The 22,532-nt window shown below is 31.2% G+C and carries 21 protein-coding genes and 3 pseudogenes; 10 read left to right on the top strand and 14 right to left on the bottom strand.

What is annotated here, in order from left to right; all coding sequences use genetic code 11:
- Positions 1-523: 523 nt before the first annotated feature.
- The 6 genes and pseudogenes from COL05_RS09575 to COL05_RS09550 form a co-directional block, all read right to left on the bottom strand.
- Positions 524-631, bottom strand: a pseudogene (locus tag COL05_RS09575) (polysaccharide deacetylase); the annotation flags it as partial.
- Positions 631-1,137, bottom strand: coding sequence for a DUF3902 family protein (locus COL05_RS09570; protein WP_180233442.1), 507 nt, complete (start codon positions 1,135-1,137; stop codon positions 631-633). The pseudogene COL05_RS09575 and the gene COL05_RS09570, both read right to left, overlap by 1 nt.
- Positions 1,138-1,684: 547 nt before the next feature.
- On the bottom strand, positions 1,685-3,607 hold the full coding sequence (locus COL05_RS09565; protein WP_098668436.1) for a M56 family metallopeptidase: 1,923 nt from the start codon (positions 3,605-3,607) through the stop codon (positions 1,685-1,687).
- Complete coding sequence (locus COL05_RS09560; protein ID WP_097856571.1) at positions 3,607-4,008, bottom strand: BlaI/MecI/CopY family transcriptional regulator; 402 nt, start codon at positions 4,006-4,008, stop codon at positions 3,607-3,609. Before COL05_RS09560 ends, COL05_RS09565 begins: the two co-directional genes overlap by 1 nt.
- A 623-nt stretch (positions 4,009-4,631) precedes the next feature.
- Complete coding sequence (locus COL05_RS09555) at positions 4,632-5,096, bottom strand: hypothetical protein (RefSeq protein ID WP_098668435.1); 465 nt, start codon at positions 5,094-5,096, stop codon at positions 4,632-4,634.
- A gap of 31 nt (positions 5,097-5,127) precedes the next feature.
- On the bottom strand, positions 5,128-7,452 hold the full coding sequence (locus COL05_RS09550) for a C39 family peptidase (protein WP_180233441.1): 2,325 nt from the start codon (positions 7,450-7,452) through the stop codon (positions 5,128-5,130).
- Positions 7,453-7,634: 182 nt separating this feature from the next.
- Between COL05_RS09550 and COL05_RS09545 the strand changes: the two genes are divergently transcribed.
- The 3 genes from COL05_RS09545 to COL05_RS09535 all read left to right on the top strand — a co-directional run bounded on the left by COL05_RS09545 (position 7,635) and on the right by COL05_RS09535 (position 9,913).
- Positions 7,635-8,168: a polymorphic toxin type 44 domain-containing protein gene (locus COL05_RS09545; protein WP_180233440.1), complete on the top strand. Its 534-nt coding sequence runs from the start codon at positions 7,635-7,637 to the stop codon at positions 8,166-8,168.
- Positions 8,169-8,409: 241 nt separating this feature from the next.
- On the top strand, positions 8,410-9,147 hold the full coding sequence (locus COL05_RS09540) for a geobacillin-26 family protein (protein ID WP_098668432.1): 738 nt from the start codon (positions 8,410-8,412) through the stop codon (positions 9,145-9,147).
- A gap of 385 nt (positions 9,148-9,532) precedes the next feature.
- On the top strand, positions 9,533-9,913 hold the full coding sequence (locus COL05_RS09535; RefSeq protein ID WP_142337411.1) for a DUF4878 domain-containing protein: 381 nt from the start codon (positions 9,533-9,535) through the stop codon (positions 9,911-9,913).
- Between the two features lie 38 nt (positions 9,914-9,951).
- On the opposite strand, the gene COL05_RS09530 is transcribed toward COL05_RS09535, so the two are convergent.
- The 3 genes from COL05_RS09530 to COL05_RS09515 all read right to left on the bottom strand — a co-directional run bounded on the left by COL05_RS09530 (position 9,952) and on the right by COL05_RS09515 (position 12,265).
- Entirely contained in the window at positions 9,952-10,407 is a 456-nt protein-coding gene (locus COL05_RS09530; protein ID WP_098668431.1) for an SMI1/KNR4 family protein, read from the bottom strand.
- A 12-nt stretch (positions 10,408-10,419) separates the two neighbouring features.
- Positions 10,420-11,652, bottom strand: coding sequence for a WXG100 family type VII secretion target (locus tag COL05_RS09525; protein WP_098668430.1), 1,233 nt, complete (start codon positions 11,650-11,652; stop codon positions 10,420-10,422).
- Positions 11,653-12,022: 370 nt separating this feature from the next.
- Positions 12,023-12,265 carry a hypothetical protein gene (locus COL05_RS09515; protein ID WP_044822005.1) on the bottom strand — a complete coding sequence of 81 codons (243 nt, stop codon included), beginning with the start codon at positions 12,263-12,265 and terminating at the stop codon, positions 12,023-12,025.
- A 100-nt stretch (positions 12,266-12,365) separates the two neighbouring features.
- Here COL05_RS09515 and COL05_RS09510 point away from each other — a divergent pair, with 100 nt between their 5' ends.
- Both COL05_RS09510 and COL05_RS09505 read left to right on the top strand, forming a co-directional pair.
- Complete coding sequence (locus COL05_RS09510; protein WP_098668428.1) at positions 12,366-12,968, top strand: hypothetical protein; 603 nt, start codon at positions 12,366-12,368, stop codon at positions 12,966-12,968.
- 302 nt (positions 12,969-13,270) lie between these two features.
- Positions 13,271-13,810, top strand: a complete 540-nt coding sequence (locus COL05_RS09505) for a hypothetical protein (protein WP_098668427.1) — start codon at positions 13,271-13,273, stop codon at positions 13,808-13,810.
- Positions 13,811-14,084: 274 nt separating this feature from the next.
- On the opposite strand, the gene COL05_RS31270 is transcribed toward COL05_RS09505, so the two are convergent.
- Positions 14,085-14,240, bottom strand: a complete 156-nt coding sequence (locus COL05_RS31270; RefSeq protein WP_172793976.1) for a hypothetical protein — start codon at positions 14,238-14,240, stop codon at positions 14,085-14,087.
- Positions 14,241-14,593: 353 nt separating this feature from the next.
- Between COL05_RS31270 and COL05_RS09500 the strand changes: the two genes are divergently transcribed.
- On the top strand, positions 14,594-14,848 hold the full coding sequence (locus COL05_RS09500; protein WP_000045595.1) for a hypothetical protein: 255 nt from the start codon (positions 14,594-14,596) through the stop codon (positions 14,846-14,848).
- A 290-nt stretch (positions 14,849-15,138) separates the two neighbouring features.
- Here the strand turns inward: COL05_RS09500 and COL05_RS09495 are convergent, their stop codons facing one another.
- Positions 15,139-15,651, bottom strand: coding sequence for a helix-turn-helix domain-containing protein (locus tag COL05_RS09495; RefSeq protein WP_098668426.1), 513 nt, complete (start codon positions 15,649-15,651; stop codon positions 15,139-15,141).
- Positions 15,652-15,672: 21 nt separating this feature from the next.
- Positions 15,673-16,023 carry a zinc-finger domain-containing protein gene (locus COL05_RS09490; RefSeq protein ID WP_000202840.1) on the bottom strand — a complete coding sequence of 117 codons (351 nt, stop codon included), beginning with the start codon at positions 16,021-16,023 and terminating at the stop codon, positions 15,673-15,675.
- A gap of 232 nt (positions 16,024-16,255) precedes the next feature.
- On the opposite strand from COL05_RS09490, the pseudogene COL05_RS09485 reads away from it, so the two are divergent.
- Positions 16,256-17,297 (top strand): annotated as a pseudogene (locus COL05_RS09485) (tyrosine-type recombinase/integrase).
- 209 nt (positions 17,298-17,506) lie between these two features.
- Complete coding sequence (locus tag COL05_RS09480) at positions 17,507-17,836, top strand: helix-turn-helix domain-containing protein (RefSeq protein ID WP_098668425.1); 330 nt, start codon at positions 17,507-17,509, stop codon at positions 17,834-17,836.
- Between the two features lie 619 nt (positions 17,837-18,455).
- Here COL05_RS09480 and COL05_RS09475 read toward each other — a convergent pair.
- Together COL05_RS09475 and COL05_RS09470 are read right to left on the bottom strand one after the other, a co-directional pair.
- A pseudogene (locus COL05_RS09475) lies at positions 18,456-18,733 on the bottom strand (AbrB/MazE/SpoVT family DNA-binding domain-containing protein).
- Positions 18,734-18,836: 103 nt separating this feature from the next.
- Positions 18,837-19,268, bottom strand: a complete 432-nt coding sequence (locus COL05_RS09470) for a hypothetical protein (protein ID WP_098668424.1) — start codon at positions 19,266-19,268, stop codon at positions 18,837-18,839.
- Positions 19,269-19,576: 308 nt separating this feature from the next.
- Here COL05_RS09470 and COL05_RS09465 point away from each other — a divergent pair, with 308 nt between their 5' ends.
- Together COL05_RS09465 and COL05_RS09460 are read left to right on the top strand one after the other, a co-directional pair.
- The gene (locus COL05_RS09465; RefSeq protein WP_257152553.1) at positions 19,577-19,825 is read left to right on the top strand and encodes a ribbon-helix-helix domain-containing protein; all 249 of its coding nucleotides are present in this window, start codon (positions 19,577-19,579) and stop codon (positions 19,823-19,825) included.
- A 1,020-nt stretch (positions 19,826-20,845) separates the two neighbouring features.
- Positions 20,846-21,730, top strand: a complete 885-nt coding sequence (locus COL05_RS09460; RefSeq protein WP_098668423.1) for a GNAT family N-acetyltransferase — start codon at positions 20,846-20,848, stop codon at positions 21,728-21,730.
- Positions 21,731-22,532 lie beyond the last annotated feature (802 nt).

Genomic DNA, 22,532 nt, shown 5'->3' with positions numbered 1-22,532 from the left:
TAAGTTGATGGATGTGGGGTGGTACCCCAACAGTAAATATTTATTAATAATAAGAAGCGTGGAAAATAAATATTTCTACGCTTTTTTTGGGTTTATAAATTTTAACTTAATAGCAATTTGATGCTACCCCTAGTAGAGATAGAATTTCAACATTCAAGTGTTCGTTAAATGAGAATTTAACGAACAGTTTAGATTTTTTAGTTCATCCTCTCTCCCCCTCTGTAGAAAGACATGAAAGTGGATACTTTTTAGACACGAAAGTAGATACTTCTTGAATATCTTTCGCTACTAATATAAATTCCAAATGAATTTTCAGTTCACATTTAATTAAGTTTTGCTGAAATGCAAAAAAAGAGAGCAAAACTCTCTTTTTCATTTAATCAATACTATTTTTTAAATTTATATAATAAAAAATAGCCAGTTAAAATAGTGTGTTGTTATATGTTTTGCTAAACACGCTCTTACAAATATTTAAACCCTGCATTAATTTCTTAGTCCATTCATTTAACTAATAAATAATTTTTTATATTCGGTTATCATGCCAGAAGTTTATTGGAAAATGATTATTCTGGTTATAAGCTTCAAGTTCATAACCTTTTTCTTTTAACCCTTTTATAATCTGTGGAGCTGCTACCATCCTGCACTTGCATTCATACCAGAACCCATAAAAGTAATAAATAACGGCCATAATAACGGCCATAACGTAAGAAGTATATTTACAAGTATAAGTATACTATATACCCCAGGGAAATTATGATTTTTACAATTTACCAATACTAAAATCACTAATAATATTATGGGTATTAAATATAAAAATAGCATTATAAACCAATACCATGTCATTAAAGTAAGGCTCAATGGTCCTAATATCATGTGTACAACTCCGAATGATAATCCTAATGCTCCAAAACTAAAGGTTGTAATTATTGTTTTTAGAAGCACTTTAGCTAATTTTGAGTCGTACGATTTTCTACTATATAGACCTATCACGATATACAACGATAGATATGCCATTAATACACCTATCCAAATCAATAGCCAGTCTGCATCTAACATAAAGATGTCAAACAGCGCCCAACACACCCCTAATATTGAAAAAACAAGGGAAATAATTATATATTTTAAAACTGGTTTCATATTCATTTCACGTCCTTTAAAAACTTAAGAATACATTATTAGCTTGTATTCTTCTTTTTCTACCGCTTTACTATAGTCTGTTGTATATTCAATAACAGTAATCTCTTTACTTCTAAGTAGATTCTTTTTCCACGTTTTCGCATCAGTTGACAGTATGAGTTATTCTCTCCTAATTTAGATGGATCACTGGAATTGGCTTTAATATGAATCTGCTACCTCAAACCGCTTCATCTCAAGTAAAACTATATCTAAATGATGAGGTTTTACTTGAGATCCAGGTGATAGCGGTAAAATACATCACCATTTGCTAGTATTCTTCCATTACTTCTTTTTGAATTATACTCCCTCCTGTTCTCCATACAATATACCTACCTAGATTCAATTTATGTTTTAAATTGTTATTTTTTATCCACCTCAATCAAGCTAGCAAAACTAAATATCATTTTACTTTTTTATTATATAGACTATACTAATTTCTCTTCCCACTTATAGGTTTCGTTTAAGCTAAAAAATATAGCCTCAAGAACGGGATCCTGAGACTCTATTTTTATTTTAGAAAGGACAGCATAATTTTCTCTGTTTCTTCTTTACTTAAATCACCTGCAAGAATTATGACTTGATAAGCGCTATTCTTTCCTTTTGCAGGAACAATCATTTGCATTACTTTATAGGTTTCCTCTGTATCAAGACTTTCAACTAAGGTTATTTTTGTACCTTCTAATTCATAATTTGTTACCTTTTCATTATAATCCGCTTTTTTATTCGAGAATTCTATTCCCGCAGCAGTAACTGCAGATTGGTGCACAATATATACATTATCTTTACTTTCATTTTGATATTCATAAATAAAATCGGGATTCATTTTTCCAGTAGTCTTCGGTGTTGTAACACCTTCTCCAGTTAATTTAAACCCTTTTACCACATAACTTGGGGTCTTAATTGGAAAATCAACATATTTCTGTGCTTCCTTTTTAGTTAATCTAAATTCCGAAGTGATTTTCTGTCTAAATGGTCCAATTTCTTCACTGTTTTTCTGATATTTTTTTTGTTCTTCTGAATCTAACTTTTCAGGACTTCCTACTAACTTTACTTTTTTACCCAAAGTATATGCTTCTGTTTCTAAATCAATAAATCGTTCAAATTCTTCTTTTGTAAACAGATTTCGTGCCAAACCAACTTCTTTAAGTAAAGTATTATACTCTCCCTCTGAAACAAAAAATTCTGCATCTGCCTGTTCTTTTGTACCAATCATTTTTTCTACAATTTGCTGTATAGGAATATCGGATTGTGTTTTTAATTCCTTTATATTATTTTTCACTTCTATTTGTTGTTTCTCAGGGCTAGTCGGCTTATCAGCACGGGCGTTTAATAAGGATACAGATGAAACGACAATAATTGCCACAGCCCCTATCGCAGACCAACGATATGATTTTTTTTGGAATTTTTTAATCATTAGAATTCTCCTTTTTAACGCTCTCTTGTTTTTACTAAAATTTGCCATACTTGGTACTTGATAATAACTTGAGTAGTGTTCCAATAGACTAATAATAGTATGTCCATACGCAATTTGTTCCTCTGCATCTATACATGTAAGAGCTAATGCATCGCATGCTAGTTCTTGATCTTCCCGCATACATGAGTAGGCATACCATAGAATTGGATTAAACCAATTTAAAATGAGTAAGCCATGCATAAGCCAGTTCACACCAACATCTCTTCTCTTGATGTGAGCTAATTCATGATGAAAAATATATCGTAACTGTTGCTCATCTAATATTTTCATATGTACAGTTGACAATAGCAACTTGGGACGAATAAATCCAAACACTGTTGGACTGGAAACCTTTCCAGATACAAATAGAGGGATATTCCGTTGAATAGACATAGATTGTTTACACTTTTCAAAAATCTGGACAATCTTCTCGTCTGTAATAACAGGTTGTTTTTTTATGTAAAGTAATAAACGCCTGTTCATTATAAAAGTAGCAACACTTAGGAGGATAACGCCAGTAAGCCAAATATACATACAGATTGTATAGAATGCAATTGTCTCATCTTCCTGCTTTTCATTAATACCTGCTTGTGTCTTGTTTGCCTGAACAGTTTTTGTTGAACTTGAGGTATAAGTATCTTCTTTTGTGTGAACCTTTGTATTGTCTATACCTTTTAATTCTTGCGTACTCTCTTTTGTAAGAAACTTAGCTACAGGATTTCCCCTAGAAATGAATGCATCATCATTCTTGTAAGTAAGAACAGAATAGATACTATAGGAACTATCTGGCGACCAAGGTAATACAAGTCTTATAATTAATATGATCCATAGCATATATTGCCAACGTGGAGTTAACTTATTTCTAAACAAGACCTTAATACATAAGATTAGGCCCACTAATATACTAGCCATAATAGTGGTCTCAATCGTCCAATCAAAAAAAGCAGGTAGATAGATATTTATAAATTTTTCTATCACTATAATCTATCCTTCCTCTGATTTTCCTCAGTTTTCTCATCCAGAATACGTTTAAGTTCGTTAATATCTTCTGAAGACAGCTTTTCTTCTTTTAAGAAATTTACAAGTAAAGGTTTAAATGCTGCACCATAGAAACGTTTAAGTAAAGATTTCGTTTCTACTTGTAAATAACTATCTTGCGATACTAAAGGATAATAAGAGTACAAACGCCCTTTATCTTGATGGTAAGCTACTGCTTCTTTGTGAACTAATCGATTAATCAGCGTTCGAACCGTTTTGGGTTTCCAATCCATTTTCACCTCTAACGCTTCAATCACCTCATTTGCCGTTTGTGGAGATTTTGACCATAATACTTTCATAACTTCTAACTCAGCTTCTGAAATTTTTGGTAATTCATTCATTGTTTATAATTACACCCCTCATATTACATTTGTAATCTGTAACTGAATATTACACTTGTAATCTATTGTTGTCAAGCTTGTTTGGTGTTTGTGGAATCCTTTCCTATACCCATCAACATAAGAATGGAAAAAATTAAAAGAAGTTTAGACTCTCATGTCCTGCTAATGAGATAAGAAAGTAAATCCTTCATGAATATTTTTGTTACTAATATAGAACTGGATTTTAACTTCACATCTATTTAGTATTTGCTATTTTTACAAAGTATCCACTTTGGTGTCTTAATTTAAAAAAGTACCCATTTTCTTGTCATGATATGAGGACAAAATAATGGGTACCAAATGAACTGTATCTGTTAATAATTCAGTATTTTACACTATAAGATTAGTTCCTACTTTCATGTCTTTGTACACATCTGTAAATGTAGAAAAACATGAAAATGGGTACTTTTTAGAAAAGAAAGTGGATTCAAGTTCATGACAACGGAATCCTAAATAATGCTATACGCCCATCTCTCCATTTACCCAAATTAAAGAATCCATTTAGATTTTTTCAAAATGGATTCTTTTTTATATTACACTAAATAAGAATTTGTAAATAGATTTCTTCTATTGTTGAATGATTTTTATTGAATTAGTCGTTGGTAAATAAAATCTATATCCTCCTGGATTACGTATAAATCGCTTGTTGTCTGTAACACAGAATATATAGAAATTATTAACAATATAGAGATAAGTAGTAAGAACCATTTAGGTGTTTCCAATCTTTTCCATACCAGGATTATTATCGAAAATAATAGTAATAGAATTGTGTAAATAATTGATGCACATAATTTAAGTTTTTGTTGGTCTAATTTATTTAGACTATCACGAAATCTCTCTAAGTATAATCTATTTTCGTCAGTTTCTTTTAGTGTTGAATTTGAATTTTTATAACTTATGTCCCATACATAGTTATTATCTTTCTTTTTAACGCTATAATTATATTCACCCACTTCTTTTTTTAAAATAATTTCTTCACTAGCTACAGTTTTTGTAATTGGCGTTAAAATTCCTATTAAACACAATATAATAATCAGTTTGCTCTTCATATCGATACTCCCAAAAATTAATGATTAGTATTTAATCTATCTTTTTGTAATTCAATTGTATATTAGCATCACCTTCTAATTCCAAATATTTTACTAAAATTCTAGTATTGCCTGATAAATAAACTTGTTTTTTTCTGACTTCCCCTGCGCTTGGAATCCATGAATCAATAATTTTGTTAATGTTATTAACTGTTACAATTACCCCATCATCTGCTTTCACTTCAAATTCATACATGCCAGGCTCAAAGTCCTCAACTTTCATAAATAATGCTGAAAAGTTATCTTTTTGTATACCTGGATCAGGTGATTCGCTACCCCAATTAAATTGTAATTTATCAATTTTATTTAGTGAAGTCCGTCCACCTTTAACAATTCCAGGGCCTTGCAACTCTTTATTATTATAAAATGCTGCTAACCATCCATCTTTAGGCTTGAAATAACTAGAATCCCAAAATTCTTGAATATCAAATTCTACATGACTTACACTAGATTCTTCAAGGTATTGTACTTCAATAAGGTGAATGTTTTTTTCGTTAGAATTTCCAAATGCCCAACTGGCAGTCCCATCTTCAATTTTTATGACTCGTGCATCCTCTCGAAACGCACTTGCTGTCCAACGATCTAGAACAACTTTCCCATCTATTAATACACGAATTCCATCATCTGCCCTACCTCGTATTACATATTCTCCAGGAGGTAAACGCTTTACAGTGGTGTAACGTGCAGAGAATCCATCTACTGGAACTTTAGCAGTTGGTGCTCCAACTCCATTATTCTCTAAAAGGATTCCGTTTACTCCCATTGGAGGAAGGACTTTTGCATCAATAGGAAGGCCTTCTAAGTTTTTATTTGGATAATAATATGCTAGCCAAGAATCAAAAGGAACAATATCCGAATAAATAGCAGCATTTCCGGAGTTCTCATAAAAATCAGTAGTCAAAGAATGGTTGCCATACTTTACATTAGTAAGTAATGCCCTGTCAATTTGTCCACCAGAATCGGTCCACCGATCTATGATTTTATTATTATCAAAGGTTACACGAACACCATCGTCTGCTAATGTTTGCATAAAATAATCTCCGGATTTTAAAAATTGAGATTGATCAAATTTAGCTTGAAATTTATCTTTGGGTTGCCCAGCAGGAGCGCCTGCTCCCCAATTATAATGAATAGCAGTTCCTTTTTCCGTATATATTTTACTATTTTCGGAGTTTAAATCAGTTCCTGGTTTAATAGAGATAACTTCATCAATTTGTGGAGCCCATATAAGATAATAATCCTTAATGGTACTATCCCAAGTATCATGCACTATTGCAGAACGATACCATTGCTGTTCTGTAGGATCAAAAAATTCTTCATACCCTACCCCAGCCAGAGAGTGTTCACCAAAAATAGGATGTTTGCTTGTATTCAACCACACAGGTCTTTCAGCATTGATTTCCTCTTTGTATATATCAAAAAAAGTATGATGTGGGTCCTTGTTCCAAGTACTGTGTTGTTCAATATTTACTGAATATTGTCCTATTGTGTTAAAATATTTTTTCAAACCTTCAATTCCTTTAGTTGCATATGTTGCCCCCTCAGGAGTAGTTTCCATAAACTTTGCTAAATTGGCAAGAATCTTATCGTATTTAATTCCATACGCAACCGTATCTCCATTATATCCATCTAAACGCGGATAACTTTTAGCCCAGTATCCCACAATATTAGCTACTGCAGTAGGAGTACAACCGTATGTCCATGTCAAATCTGGAACTCCTTCGATGTACTTCTTAGTATATTGTGGCATCTGTCCTGAAAGTGCCCTACTATTCTTATCTTTTTTTTCATTATTTTCCTTAAAATCATTAATAATTTTTGGGTTTTCAAAAATATTAGATGATACCAATTTTGATTCTTCTACTATTTGATTTGTGTGAATATCTACAAATTCCCTATTGTTTGCCGTTTTTTTATAGTGAGTCAACGGTCCCAAATATATGCTGTTTTCTTTCGCTACCCCATGATAGGGATTATTCCCCTCTCTGGCTGATTCCAAGATTCCTGAAATATTTTTATTTCCACTAGTAATTAAAAATCCTGATTCAACCTGTTCCTTATGTATTATAAATAAATATGCTGTTATTTTTCCTTTATAATCATATAGAACTCTTTCAAATTTTAATTCTCCGCCATTCCAATTGGACTTAGTATTTTTTGTTACATAATTAAAATACGTCTGAGCTTGTACTGTTGCTTTTTCAAGTGGAATCGCATTCTCTTCTAAAGATTCTGCTTTTACATTAAACGTAAATAATAAAACTAAGAAAAATATCCCAAAACTGATGCTAGTCTTTCTGCCGAAATGTTTAAACATACACATCCTCCTTTAAATTTAAATAATAAGAACTATAAAAATGATACTCCATTTATCGCGAATTACAAACAGAAAATTTGTTTTTTATATAAAATTCATAATATTAAATTTTATTATTTCATTTTTTTGTTAAAAGTTGTACAATTTAAATGTTTCAAAATTTACCAAAAGGGGTTTTACTTATGAATAAAAAGTTTTCTTTTTTATTTCTTTTAATTATGGCTACTTGTTTCGGATTTAGTAGTTCTGTATTTGCAGCAGGAACAGTACCACCTAATGATCTTACAACAACTTTTTCCTACACATTGAAAAGAAATGCTTTACTGATTTCATATCAGTGTGAAGTAGATAAGAAATATGGATCATATCCTTCTAAAACGTATAGCTTTTTCGTGAATCGACATTTAGATGGCGGAGAATGGGACTATAAATCAATTTATGGTAGTGAAAATACATATATCTTTGATAATCGTGCTATGACAGGTGAAGACTTAGGCAATATGCACTTTGGATATATAGGGAGGGCTTTAGGGTTAACTACCACACAATTACTTAGTCATGAAGAAATGAATAAAATATGGAGTTCAGAATATGTAAAGGATTGGTCAAAAGGTTATTTCGATGAAGTAAAAGATAGAATTTGGATTATGAAAGGTGCTCAAATGTGGGATAATAAAACACTTCCCAAGCCAGTATCTAATATTCAAATAGATTAAAAGTAACCATACTTCAGATAAATATAACTTAATAGGGTAATGAATTAATTCAGAAATGATGTAGAAGATTTATATTAAAATAAATAAAAAACAATACTAAATTTTAAATAAGTTTATTATATAACTACCATTTACAAGAGTTATAAAAATACAATTTTGGAAATAAATTAAATGAATATTGTCATATTTTTATTTTTCTGGTATTTTATAATAGTCAGATAAAAAGGATGGGTGAGTTTAAATGAATAAATTTACGAAAAAAGTACTTACTTCGATTACTTCATTAAGTCTATTAGCTACAATGACACCGACGGTATCTTTAGCTGCCAAGATTGATTCATCAAGTGAAAATTCCAGTGTATTTAATAATACAAAAACTAACGACAATATTTTATTAAAAACATTAAAAGATAATGAAGAAGAACGTATAGTACAATCCTCAGATGATAATCTAATTTCTACCTCTAAATTAGATAAAAAAACTAATCAAGTTGAAATCACGGTAAAAAATATTAAAGAAAATACGACCTCATATCAAACAATTGATTTAGAGAGACGAAAAAATTTGAGGAAATTGAAATCTGATGTTCAATATATGCAGCCTTTAAAATTAATTTCATCTAAATCAAATACTTTAGGTGGATATGCATATTATTTTTATACAAATAACATTTGGGTTATTCAAATACCAGAACGAAATGCGAAAAATGTAACTGAGAATGATAAAAATAGTAAAGACCTTACTGGTTTTCGTAATAGTATCATTAGCTTAGATCAGGCGGAAATGTCTTATATAGGTAAAGTGGGTGGAGAAACCGCTGCTATGGCACTTGCTGCTATAGAAACTCCGACTCCTTGGACAGTAGCACTAGGAATATTAACAGCTTTAGGAATTGCAGCTTGGTCAATTCCAGATTTGAAAAAAATTTCAGATGAACAGTGGAATTGCGTATTTTATTTTGAAAGAGTAACGGTTTAATTGTACATAAAAAGATTTGTACTCGTTTGTTTATTTCTAATAGAGAAAGTATAATTGAATATTTGAACAAACCTAAAAGTCCTCCTTCAATTAGGAGGACTTTTAGGTTTCATATAAGTGAATCCGATTTTATGATTTTAAAAATGAATGTCGTCTGTTATACCCCTATAACGCTGACTTTATTATTATACTAATGTATATAACGGAAATCAATATTATAGAAATAGGTAGATTCCCCCTGCTGCCCTTCTTTTTAAGTGTAATAACATCGTAAAAATTACATCTAAATATATATAGTTTTATAGTTTTGATTGTTATATACTTATACAAGTGATTTAGCCCTTTTTAAGAGTTAAAATTACGTTATATACAAGGAGTGGTTTGAATGAAGAACAAATTTACGCGTATGATCATGTTAATAGTGGTAATGGCTTTATCAGTTACAGCACTTGCAGCATGTGGAAATAGTCGTGATCCTGAAGAAGTAGCTACAGCATATTTCGAAGATGCAAAAGAAGGAAATGTAAAAGATTTTGGAGAGTTATTCACTCCTGAAGCAAAGAAAATAGTTGCTTTTGTAGGCGGAAATGCAGATCTAATGAAATCAGTTAGCAAAGATCTTAAAAGCTATAAAATTCGAAAAGTTGAAGAGAAAAATGAAATTGCTACTGTAACTGTTGATGCTGTATATAAAGATAATCCTAATAAAGTAATCGTAATTGAACTAGAGAAAACGGATGATGGTTGGAAAATTAGTAAATCATAAAAAACGGTCTAGAATTCTAGGCCGTTTTTTTTGTTACCTCAATCTTCTTCTTCTTCAAAATCACGTAGACTAGCAAGTAATTCTGTAAATGTTGAGCATACAGGATGTATTGCTTCCTCTATGTTTTCTTCCTCATGCTCCCAAAATACTACTGTCGGTGATTCAGGATTACTACGGTAGTCAAAGCACAGATGATTCCCAAATGAATCCTTACCAAAGGGGTATACTTTATTTGCTAATCTATCTTTTATATCATCATAAACTTGAATGATTGAATTTCTATTTTCTAAATCAAAAGTTAAAAGCTTACTAAATACATTTTCATCCTGTCCGGGTACATCAAATATTTTTGGTCTTGGATAACCACTATCATATTTTTTTACACATTCTACAAAATCAATAGGGAATTTAATATTGAAATATTGTTCTACTTTCTGAATGTTTTCATCGGTAATTTCTTTTTTATTTACTCCAATCCAAGTAACGTTGCTCATATATACTCCTCCTTACTTATCGCTGTCTTTTCCCCAAATTTTATATCCGCCAGTGTGACCTGTTTTCCTATGTGTTTCGTAATCAACAAGTTGCATTCGTCCTGCTTCTTGATGATGATGCCATGTATAATTTTCTGGTACCTCGCCTAGCTTAAATAACTCTATTTCATCTTCTGTGAATTTTGCAGCTAACTTAGGATCTTTCATTATTTGTTCGTATAATGCTTTACTACATATTCTATCATGTGTTGGTCTAGATTTTTTAAAATCAGCTTCTTTTAATTTAACTTCAGAAAGGGGTTTAAAAATAGGGAAACCATCTAAATCATACGGGATGCCTGTAACTGGATGTTTATTTCCCGCTAACTCGCCCAATCTTAATCTTATTGTTTTCGGACCATTTGGCCCCTCATAAGTATATGGAGCTGCTTTCTGCAAGTACTGTTTAATACTTCCGACTCCCGCATATGAAAGATGATTTCCAGCTTTGAATTCATAGTTATTTAATATATGTAATGCATTTCTGTATGCCGGAGAATTAATTACAAGTGATTTCCCTTTAGTAAAACCTGTAATAGCAGCTACCTTCCCAACTTGTCCTGCTTTACTAAGACCCTTATCCCCCAGAAGTCCGAGTCCTAACGTCGCTATACCATAAGCTACATAATGCTCTCTACTTTCCAGATCCCCATTCCAAAATTTATTCATAAATGTATCTGATACAGTGTTCCATGCAGCAGGAATAGTCTCCCTATAGTTTACAATTGCATCTCGCATATTAAGCCAGGTTTCTTTATCACCTAAGGATATCAGTCCTTCCCATGCATCCACTGCACCATCTACAAACCCATTAGAAATACCAGTCCACGCAGCATTTAAATCTTTTTTATTGAAAAATGACTCTTCTGATTTTGTAGGGAGTTTTCCACACATGGCTCCTTCTTGAATATCAGAGTCAACTAAATTTCCGCCATACAATTCATCCGCTTCTCGGAATTTAACAGCTGCACGTTCTAATTCTACTGCGATTTTATCTAATTCTTGCAAGATGTTAAACATCATTGGCTTTGCTTCATTAAACATCTGATAAAAACGATCACTGCTTGCTCCACTCCACTGAGAAGCTATATATTCAGTGTGAGAGTATAAATCTTTATGTATATATTCTAATGATGATCTCGTATTTCTTACGGTTTTAGCAGCTTGTTCTAATTGTTCCGGTGTTACCTTAATTTGTGTGCTCATTCCATCCCTTCTTTGCATATATATTATGAAAATTATAACATATCATCATTTCATTAATGGTTATCATTTGAAAATATCCGTTCCTAAAATTAAAAGGATGTCCCATTATAAAAACAACCCAAATTCCTAATGAGAAATTTGGGTTGTTTCTGTTATAAATATGTTTTATTTTATATTTTTTCATAGACTTATTTCTTTCATTACTGCCAAGGAATCTTAATTATTTCAAGATTTTTAAATAAAAAAATGGCATAAACCCCTTAAATAATCGATTTTTCCTAACTAGCATTATATTAAAATTGTTAGTAAAATATTCCATTTATCTAACAATTTGTTATAATCGTATTTAATAAGAATTATTGTTATTATTTTACAATTTTATGATGTATTCTCCTATCCAGAAAATGAAACATAATGCTACAAAGCCAACAAGATTTATCATTACTTCCTTTTTTGTAGGTCTGTCTCTAAATATAAAAGCGGATAAAAATAATAAAAACGCCATTCCATACAACCACCAAACTGTACGAGATATGCTAAACAACCCTATAGACAGTGCAACTACAATAATTACGTAAATACGTTCATTTTTTGAAGTAATCTTACTAAACATATTGACTCCTACCTCCTATTTTTAGAAAATAATTACTTTTCAGAGAATGACTGTATAATATATTGTATTAAATTTCTTATACAAATGAAAGGGGATTATTATGAAAAAAACATTATTAGCAGGAAGTTCATTGGTTTTATTACTAAGCTCAGGGTTTGTATTTAGTTCAACAACGCAAGCAGCAGAGAACAAGGAAGGAAATTCACCTGCAGTTTCTTACAACCAGGATGTATCAAAAGAAAATAGAGCAATTGATATTAGTTCATTACCTCAACAAGATTTAGACTCTTTATTCCTAAATGGACAAGCTCCATTTAATCCAATAACACCTAAAGATTCGGATCAAATTCAATATGTTCACCCAACAGCTGGTACATTCAACTGGAAATATGTAACGACAACTTATGGAAACAATGTATTTTATAATGCCTCATATCGTTTTATGGTTAACGCAGCTATAGCAGGTTTAGGTGCTGGGGTTATAGCGAAAATCGGAAATACGTTTGCTTCTGGTGTAGCTGGGTATGTAATAGGCGGACTCTCTCTTCCTAAAAGTAAAAACTATTGGTGGACTGTACAAAAATGGCAGGATCAAGATGCATACAATGTTTATATTAAATACAACATTAAAGTTTATTCTGACTCTGGACGTACAAAATTAGTCGATTCTTATACCGAGCAATTTGCACAAAGATATAGATAAAACCATTGCTGTAAAATATATATAAGACTATCTATCAAGTGGGTTTGCTTGTTTTCAAAACAAGCAAACCCTTCACTATAAAACTACTTTTATTTTTATATCATTTACATTATGAATTACAGTATAAACCTCTTAATTTAGTTGTGGGTTTGAAAAAAGTTGCACCTTTTTGCACCTTTGGATATGCTTTATCTGAAGGGGTTCCTATGGTAAAAGTAATATAAGGTTATACGAACAGGCCATTTTGTTGAACTATTAAGGGGAAACAAGTAAGTGCGTGCGTCGTACAAAGGGGTGCTGGGGTGAATGTAATTGCGTGGTTAATCGTTGTATGTGAAATAGGGTTTTGGGTTGTTATTACTTTAGGTCTATTCACACGATATATCCTTAAAAGAAATAAATTAGGATTGTTTTTCCTAGCATTGACACCTGTCATTGATTTAATTTTATTGGTTGCTACGGGTGTAGACTTGTATCGTGGTGCGACTGCTACCAAAGTGCATGCAATTGCTGCTGTGTATATTGGAATCTCTATTGCATACGGTAGAAGTATGATTGAATGGGCTGATATACGCTTTCAATATTATGTGATGAAACAAGGAATGAAACCAGTTAAAAGATTTGGCATCGATTATGCGAAACACTACTTTAAAAGTTGGGGACAACATGTGCTTGCCTTTCTAATAGGTGCTGGCATTTTACTCGTCTTAATCTATTTAATTAACGATTTTTCCCGGACAGAAGTGTTGGTTGGGTTTCTAAAATTATGGACACTTGTGTTAGGTATTGATTTTGTGATTGCCATAAGCAATTTTATTTGGCCAAAAAGGGCAAAGGGGTAACAATTTAAAATATCGCAAACGGGCGCGATTGTTTAAGATCATCGGTAGAAAATGATCAAACTTTATTCCAAAACAACATTAGTCCCTCATATTTCCGAACGTTGACCAAAAAATAAAAATATGGTATGTTTACTTTAGATTAGTTATATATTGAATGCATATTCAGTATATATAAAGTATAGTACTTAACTGAATTGCATAAACTAAAAAAAGACGAGATGCTGTCAACATCCCGTCTCATAACTGCTACTGTCAAGGTGGCTGTTATTATGCATTATCTTTTTCTTTTAGACCCACGCTTGTACTTTGGTCGGTGAAGCGCGGGTTTTTTGTTGTCTTTTTTTTCGAATTGCTTTTTCAGTGCGTATGCTGAAACCTCACGCACAACTGCTTTTGCAATTTCTTTTAAAAGTTCAAACAAAAACTCCATGTTATATCACCCCCTTTCCTTCCAAATGGAAAGAAGGGATAATAACAAGCCCACCTTCACACGATATACAGTTATACTTCTATTTTATCATATTCCTATTCATTTAAATAGAGAATCCACAGTGATACATTCTTTTTCGAATAATCTAGTTTACTATAATTAAAATATGTTTACTTGAAGGTATTTACACTTCCCCTTAAATTTAATTAGAAACAGTAATTGTTTTTTGAATTTTATAATATTTATTTATCAAGTTTTATTGATTTTAAACACCTGTGGTATATGTTACCATTTTATTAACCTATTAGTTACATTATTCTAATAAGTTAATAAAATAATAAGGGGGATTATTTATGTCAAAGTCAAAAATTAAAAAGATAGTTGGGGCGCTAAGTTTAACATCTGCATTACTTATTTCTGCAATGCCGGCAAGTGCTGGTTCAGGTTTAATATGGGTTAGAGACAAATACCCTAATGCATATGAATTTGATTATAATGGCGCTAAGGGGACAGTTAAAATTTTTTACAGAGATAAAAAAGGGAATACTAAAACAAAGATAGAAAAATGCTATATGGATAACAACACATGTTATGTACCAGATAAATGATAAAAAAAGCACTCAATTCGAGTGCTTTTTTTACCTTGAATAAAATCGTCTTAAATTTTTTATTGTTCCCTCCACTATTATCCATATATTGTATATATGTTACTTTTTTTGTATTTTAAGAGAATTTTTTTGGGACACACTCAAAAAAAGGTCCTTCAAATTCGTTTGTAAAGAGCATTGGTTATGTAGGTAATGCAATGATATTCGATAATTAAAAAGCTCCTTAAAAACAAAAATAGACCCCTTATAACGTTTTTTCGTTTTTTAGGGATCTATTCTCTCTGGTATTTCTATTCTTCTATGTCTTCTTTTACTTCTGCAGATAAAATGTCTTCAGCAAACTTCTTGTAGCCATTATACCCTTTCTTTGCAGCTTTTTTCTTGATTGCTTCTACTACCTTTTCATCAAGATAGAGACTTAAATGCTGCTTTTTTTCTTTCGATTCCTCTTTTGCTCTGTTTTCTATTTTTTCTTTGAAAACTTCCAAATCCTTTTTTAAATACAATCGTTCAGTAGATTTCCCTTTAGCAATCTCTTTAAAGGGTAATATCCCGTCTTTAGCGGCATTATGAACGTAAGTCTTAGACTTATTTAGAAATTCTGCTGCTTCTTTTAATGTTAAAGAGTCTTTGTATAATTCCTCTAACTTTTTTACATCTTCTTGCTCAAAGCGATATCCGCCATCTGCTTTCCAGGTAGCCAGATTGATAGGTTCGATCTGTTTATATTTAATTAAATAGCCTAATTGATTTTTTGTTAAACCTACCCTATCACATACCTCTTCTAAAGATAAATAGTCCATTTCTCACCTCGTCCGAAACTTTCATTCTAGCTGTTGTTTAAATTTTCTTAGTTGATACTTTGTTAAACCTGTTTCTTTTACTACATCTGTAATTGAGTACTCCTTATACTGCAGATACTTAAATGGATTCTCCATATAACGTTCTCGTACCTTATTAAATGTACTCTTTTTCGATAAAGAATTCAATTGCTCTCCTTTCTCTCGGATGGAATCAAAAATGGGACAACCTTTACAATGTTTGTAGTTTCTCTGTTTTGCCTGTTCTTGCTCATCTGTACAATTCACTGATAGGTTGTTCAGAGGGCAAATTGAACAATGGGTATCTTCTAAATTATGGATTTCTTGTAAAATTTTCAGACGAAGACTAGTCAAAAAAAATCTCCTCCTACCGCACTTGGATTGAAATGTACAAAAAAAATCAATTAAACATTTCCATTACACATTATCTAAACAGAAACGTTAAATAATATGATGAAAATATATATTTAAACATTTCATTTTATACCACAATAAATAATGCGTTTATTGTGGTATAATAAGAATCATAAAATTTTATAAAAAATTCATGTGTATCTTTTCATTCTATTAAAGAGTGTGTGTAAATTTGAATATTATAAATTACCAATGTAATAATCAACTTGTAAAATCCAAATCGGATTTTTTTGATAGCGTCATTTCGAAAAAATTATGGGTATGGGTATTCGAAATATTGACTATTCTCAATTGAGCGAAGAATCATTAGTTTATTTATTCTTACACGATGAGCCTTCTTTAACGAAAAAAAGAAGTGAGCGAACAAAAAAACTTTATCTGCATGATCTTTCTCATTTTCTTCTTTATATAAAAGAAACAATCGGAACCATTAAGGAGTTATCCCATAATGAGATGGAAATCTACTTCTATCAACTAAGTAAGAAGTATGCGGCCACCACATTACGTCGAAAGAAAACTGTGGTGCAGCAGTTTTTGAAATATGTGTATGATAACAATGGACTCTCGGACAACTTTAGTAGTCGTCTCAAAAAAGTATCTGTAAAAAAGAAGAGCTAGTCAATCGTGATCTCTTTCCAGAAGAAGTGAATGAGATTCTAGATACACTGAAGAAAACAAATTTCTTTATGTATTCCTTGTTTTTTCTCCTTACAACTACTGGACTCCGGATTGAAGAAGTCGCAAATGCAAAGTGGGCTGACCTTGTATTCCACCCTTCTTTAAATGTTTATCTCTTACGTGTAGTCGGAAAAGGAAATAAAACGAGAGAAGTTCGTATCTTTGAAGATGTACTTAACGATCTCTGTCGTCTTCGTCAATTACGAAAACAGATAAGTGAATTAGATGCCTCTAGTTCATCTGCCTTTCTACCTAAAGCAGACGGTACTCATTATAGGGCAGACTACTTATCAAAATATGTAGCAGAAAAAATTGAAGAAACTAACTTACCATTTCTGCGTTATCGAAAAGATAGAATAACTCCCCATACTTGTAGACACTTCTTCGCCAATCATTTGATGGGAAAAGGAGTCGAACTTAAGAAAATACGGGACTATTTAGGACATGAGTCTATTATGACGACGGAACGTTATTTAAGAGAACGTACAAGACGCCAAAACTTGGCCACAATAGATATCGGAAATTCATTATTTTAGTAAGTATATATAATAGGAAGAAACTCGATTCAACATTTCAGTTTCTTCCTATTTTTTTGCTCATAGAATGCTAAATATTGCTCTTTCATCATAACGTTTTAACTAATTATTACATGTTACTTTAAATTATGACTTATTATTAGTTATCGGGACACAATTTATCCTTTCTGTTTTAAACTAACGTTATAATTCAGAAAGGAAAAGGTGATATGTCCCATCTAAGCAAGCGACTTGCTGAATTGAGAAAAAAACAAGGATATACCCAATCCGATATATCATATCGCCTAAATATTGCTCGCACTACTTATGCAAATTGGGAATATGGGAAAGCTAATCCTGATGCAGATTCAATAATGCGAATTGCAGAGCTGCACAATATCTCCATAGATGAATTGTTTGGAAGAAATAATCCTCTAGAAAGTAAATTAGAATCCATTAAAGTAGCACTAGCAGAAGATCTACCTGCTGAAAAACAACAAGAAGCGCTAGATGTTCTTATCGATTATACATATTTTATTAAAAAGCATTTTAGCAAATGATATTTGTCGTGCTTAAATAACGAATTTTCTATCATAAGGTAGAAAAATTAAGTTTGAAATCGATGAAAAGGTATGTGTTTGGATCATCCAGCCATACCTTTTTTTAATATTTGTGAATACTACACTCTACGTTACAATTTACGTACAATGGATTGATAAAACTAAATACATCAATAACAACTAATGTCTTATTTAATGCTATCAATCTTATGTAGTATAATCCCATCTTTATAATGTCAGAGACCCATTTCTACTCTTGTCTGCATATCTCATATTAACACTTGATTTTGTATTGTTTTGAAAAAATGATTAGCCATACAATACATTATCCTAATGTTCCGGAACAATTGTTCTTATTATATTCCTACTCAACTTAAATAATCAAGTCGTTTTACGAAAGTACGTTCGTTTTGTAAGCGAAAATTATGTATTTTTCTTGAATTTATATTATTATATATAGAATATGATATGTTTTGTGCTAAAATGAATGTGATATGAAATCTTGCTGATATATTCACCATTGTAAAAGTAGTTTTAGTAGAATCATGTTGGTTTAAGTCAAAGAAAAAGACATCTATATAGATGTCTTTTTCTTTGTAATGTACTAAGGAGAATATTTTTATTTAACTAAATGCTGCTTAATTTCCTTAATTAAAAGTTCAGCGCCTTCAGGACTAAGAACGATTTGATCATTTGCTAATGATATATTTCTTTCTGAAATATCACCAGTTATTACACAAGCATCGTAAGATTTGTATTTTGTATAATGATTTTTTCATTTTCTACAAATATTTCTACAGGATCTTTTTCTGCTATTCCTAACGTTGTTCTTAACTCTTTCGGAAGAACAATTCGCCCTAATTCATCTATTTTTCTTGTACCACCTGTTGATTTCATGTTTATACCACCTTTTATTTTTCTAGTTAATAATCACATATTAACAAGCGGATTTAATGATATTTTTCCGGTATCATCTGTATGCAATACTACAATTATATCTCTAAATTCCTTTGTCGTCTTTTATCTCATTTTCTCTTTCTTTAGCCTCTAACATGAATTTAGCGTAAGTCGTTATTTTTTCAAGCTCACTTTTGGACGCGTTATAATCTTTGATATAACGTTCTTTTCTACCTGGGCTCATATATATATTTTTTTTCATTCCATTTATTGTTTCTATATTCATGATTTTTCGTTTTCCCTTTTTCTCACATAAGAGTTTTAGATGTATAGCTAGGCCTATGCTCCAAAGAGTAAACCCCATAATAAAAGAAAGTAATAAATGTGATGAAAGAGAATGATCAATAATCATGAGATAGAGAAAATAAATAATCGAGATTGCAAACAAAAATGGATTATAGTATTTTTGGATATTTTTGTACTTATGTATTTTTATTTCGTGTTGCTTTTTTCTCATTTCAAGAGTCTCTAACATGTATAATTAATCTCCCTTTAAATAGGACCAATTGGTTGTTTTTTATACTCTCCCTTTTCAGGTTGATTAGAAATAATAGTGAAGCCAAAGGGACTAATCCTTTTATATTGCTAGTGTTTGCATATTAGTGTGCCTCCTTGTTTGGTTGTAGTTCACACACAATAAACAGCTTAATATATTGATTATATAATGATGATAAAAGTTAAACAACAATAAACTTCATGAAGTTTATTGTTGTTTAACTAAATTGCTAGAAATTCAATAATAATGCTATTATATATCTATGAATAAGTAAAAGGATGTTCAATATGACTAAGAAGAAGCAGTATAAGGTAGTGAATAGAACAGAAGTATCTACAACATTAGCCAATGATTTGAATGAAAAATTAGTAAGTCTTAGTATGGATACTGGTATAGCTAAAACAAAATTATTAGATCAGGCAGTTTCTCTGTTGCTACTCTTTCAGTCTAATTCCACAAAATATTTTATTGGTGAGCTGAATGAAATAAAAGAAAAAAAGGGTTTAATAGTAGTGAATTGGCAGAACATATCTTAAGTAAGCTTAAAAAAGAGTGAAGGATAAACTAAAAGGAAGAGCCGTAATTGTGTATCTACTTCCATTTGAAAAAAGTTTTATAATCATATCAGGTCCTTTTCAATAGCCTTTTTGTTCATAAAACAAAAAGTATCAATTGAAATACATATCTTAATGCATGTAAAATTTAATATATAAACACTAAAAATAATATTATACTAAAATTAACCAAGAAGCATCCAACAATCTTTGATTAATCACTACATTATCTTTAGAGCTGTATCAAAAAAAAGACACTGTATAGTGTCTTTTTTTTATGTTTCGTACTTTTGATAAATAGTAAGAGTATATATATCTATGCCCTTTTAGGGGTAGCTCCACATCGCTATCAAGCTAAGCTCATCCAACGTCAATTATAGTAGAGGTTGTTTCTTTTTTCTAAAGACTACGTGTAGGGAATTTAAAGATTTGCATAAGAAATAAACCCTATTGGGTTTCATTTTTTTGATTTAAGCCGCTTGATGTGACTTTGAAATAAAGTCGCGACGTTTATAACAAAGTTGTAAAACTTTACCCCTTTGTTATTTTTTAACCAACCCGGTGGAGTATTGATACTAATAAAAAAATTCATGAAATAAAAAGGTAGAAAAAAATCTAAATAGGTGGTATTATAACTTTATTCTTAAAAACAGAAGGGAGATTAGACTTTTATGCTAAAACTTATTATCGCAAATTAAATTCCAATGAATTTAATAGAAGGGTTGTTCTATAATTTTATTATAGGTTTATTTATGATGCCCTTTTGCGATAATTAAGAGAAGCGATATAATGTCTAATCCGTATAAGTATATAAATAAATTTATGTAATCAAACTAAAGGCAAGCATTAGCTTTAGTTTGGCTAATTTTATTTTTTGCGTATAAAAAGACTTTATGAGTTTATTATTCTCATAAAGTCTTTTTCTGTTTTTAGGAGGTGATAATTCCCATAAATACATGTAATATACCAAAGCGATTGAAACAAAAATTGGAGGGAATTTAGATGGAAAAATATGAATTAGTAAGTGATTATCGAAATAATGAAAGTTTGAAGGAGAGTTTTAATGCCTTAGCAATGAAAACATTTGAATTAGATTTTCGAGGCTGGTACAACAGAGGGTATTGGAATGACAAATATATACCGTATTCATTTGTTGATGAAGGTAAGGTTATCTCAAATGCTTCAGTTAATAAAATGTCAATAATTATTGATGGTAAAATGTATAAAGGAATTCAAATTGGTACAGTAATGACTGATGAAAATTATCGCAATAAGGGTTTAGCTAAGCAATTAATGCAGCATATTATGAAAGAATACGAAAATACCTATGATTTCATGTATCTTTTTGCGAATGATACAGTATTGGATTTTTATCCGAAGTTTGGCTTTACACGTCTTCATGAAAGCGAATTTAGCTTAGACCTAGCAAAAAGTTCAATTCAAAGGAGTATAGATGCGAAAGTAAAACAGCTTACAATTGAAAATGATCTTGCATTAATTGAAAAGTTTGCGAAAAATCGCCATGTAAACTCAATGATTTTAGATGTTGAGAATAATGAAAGTTTATTAATGTTTTATTTCACATTAGTATTTTATGAAGCCATTTTCTATGTGGAAGATTTAGAAACGATTGTGCTAATGGAGGAAGAAGAAGATACTCTGCATATATTCGATATCATTTTGTTAAATGAACCAGATGTTGAAGCTGTATTAGCAAGCATTGTGAAAGAAACAACGAAAAAAGTGATATTTAATTTCACACCTGGTTTTTCAATAGAGGGTATGACAGCAACCATTATGCCAAATGATGATGATGCTTTATTCGTCTTAACGAAAGAGTCGTTGCTGAAGGGTAACTTTATGTTCCCGTTAACATCACATTGTTAATTGTAGTGAAATATCTAATACTGGGAGTATTGATACAGCTTGCGCTTTAGGGTTTTGCCCGAACATAGCGCTATTGCGAAAATGTCGAAAAACTTAAAAGCTCTTGTAGGGATAGAAAAGGATGTGGTACTAACTTTAAAAGGGTTAGTACCTTATCTTAATAAGCATCTCTATAGAATTTAGACTTTTATTCTATTGAAGAGCGCATGTTTGTTGAAGATCAACAGAAGAAAAAAATCAAACATTTTTATAAAAATTGAACAATACTTCACAAGGAAAGAATCCATTTTGATCAATCTTTTTTCAAAATGGAGTTTTTGAAGTTGCTATTAGATAAGGATTGAGGGATATTTTTTAATCAATCTTTATTCCAAAGCTACACTTAATTCAAAAAATGAAACCCGTTATGGTTTATTTCGTATGCAAATCTTTAAATCCCCTACACGTAGCCTTTAGAATCTACTATAATTGACGTTATATGAGCTTAGCTTGATAGCGATGGTGTATCACCACATGCCCATCAAGCTAATTTTTTAAAGTACCCCAAAACAAAAATTTTATCTTTCCACAATTGTCCATGAGAGTTCAGCTCATTTTTTCCGTTTTGGAGGTATCTAATTTCGTTAGATTGATGGGCATGTATGGTGACCCCTAGTAAGTGAGCCTTATTGTGTACCACCTCGACACGATAGCTCTCCATTAACTTGTTCAGTTTCTCTTTACTATCTAGCTTCGTCTCGTCTATACCCGTAAGGATCTCGATTTCCGCCATGGAAATCGTGGATCAGTAGTCAAGAAAGGT

This window comes from Bacillus sp. AFS059628, from assembly GCF_002571225.1.
Classification (GTDB): Bacteria; Bacillota; Bacilli; order Bacillales; family Bacillaceae_G; genus Bacillus_A.
This window is presented reverse-complemented; position numbering and strand designations above follow the sequence as displayed.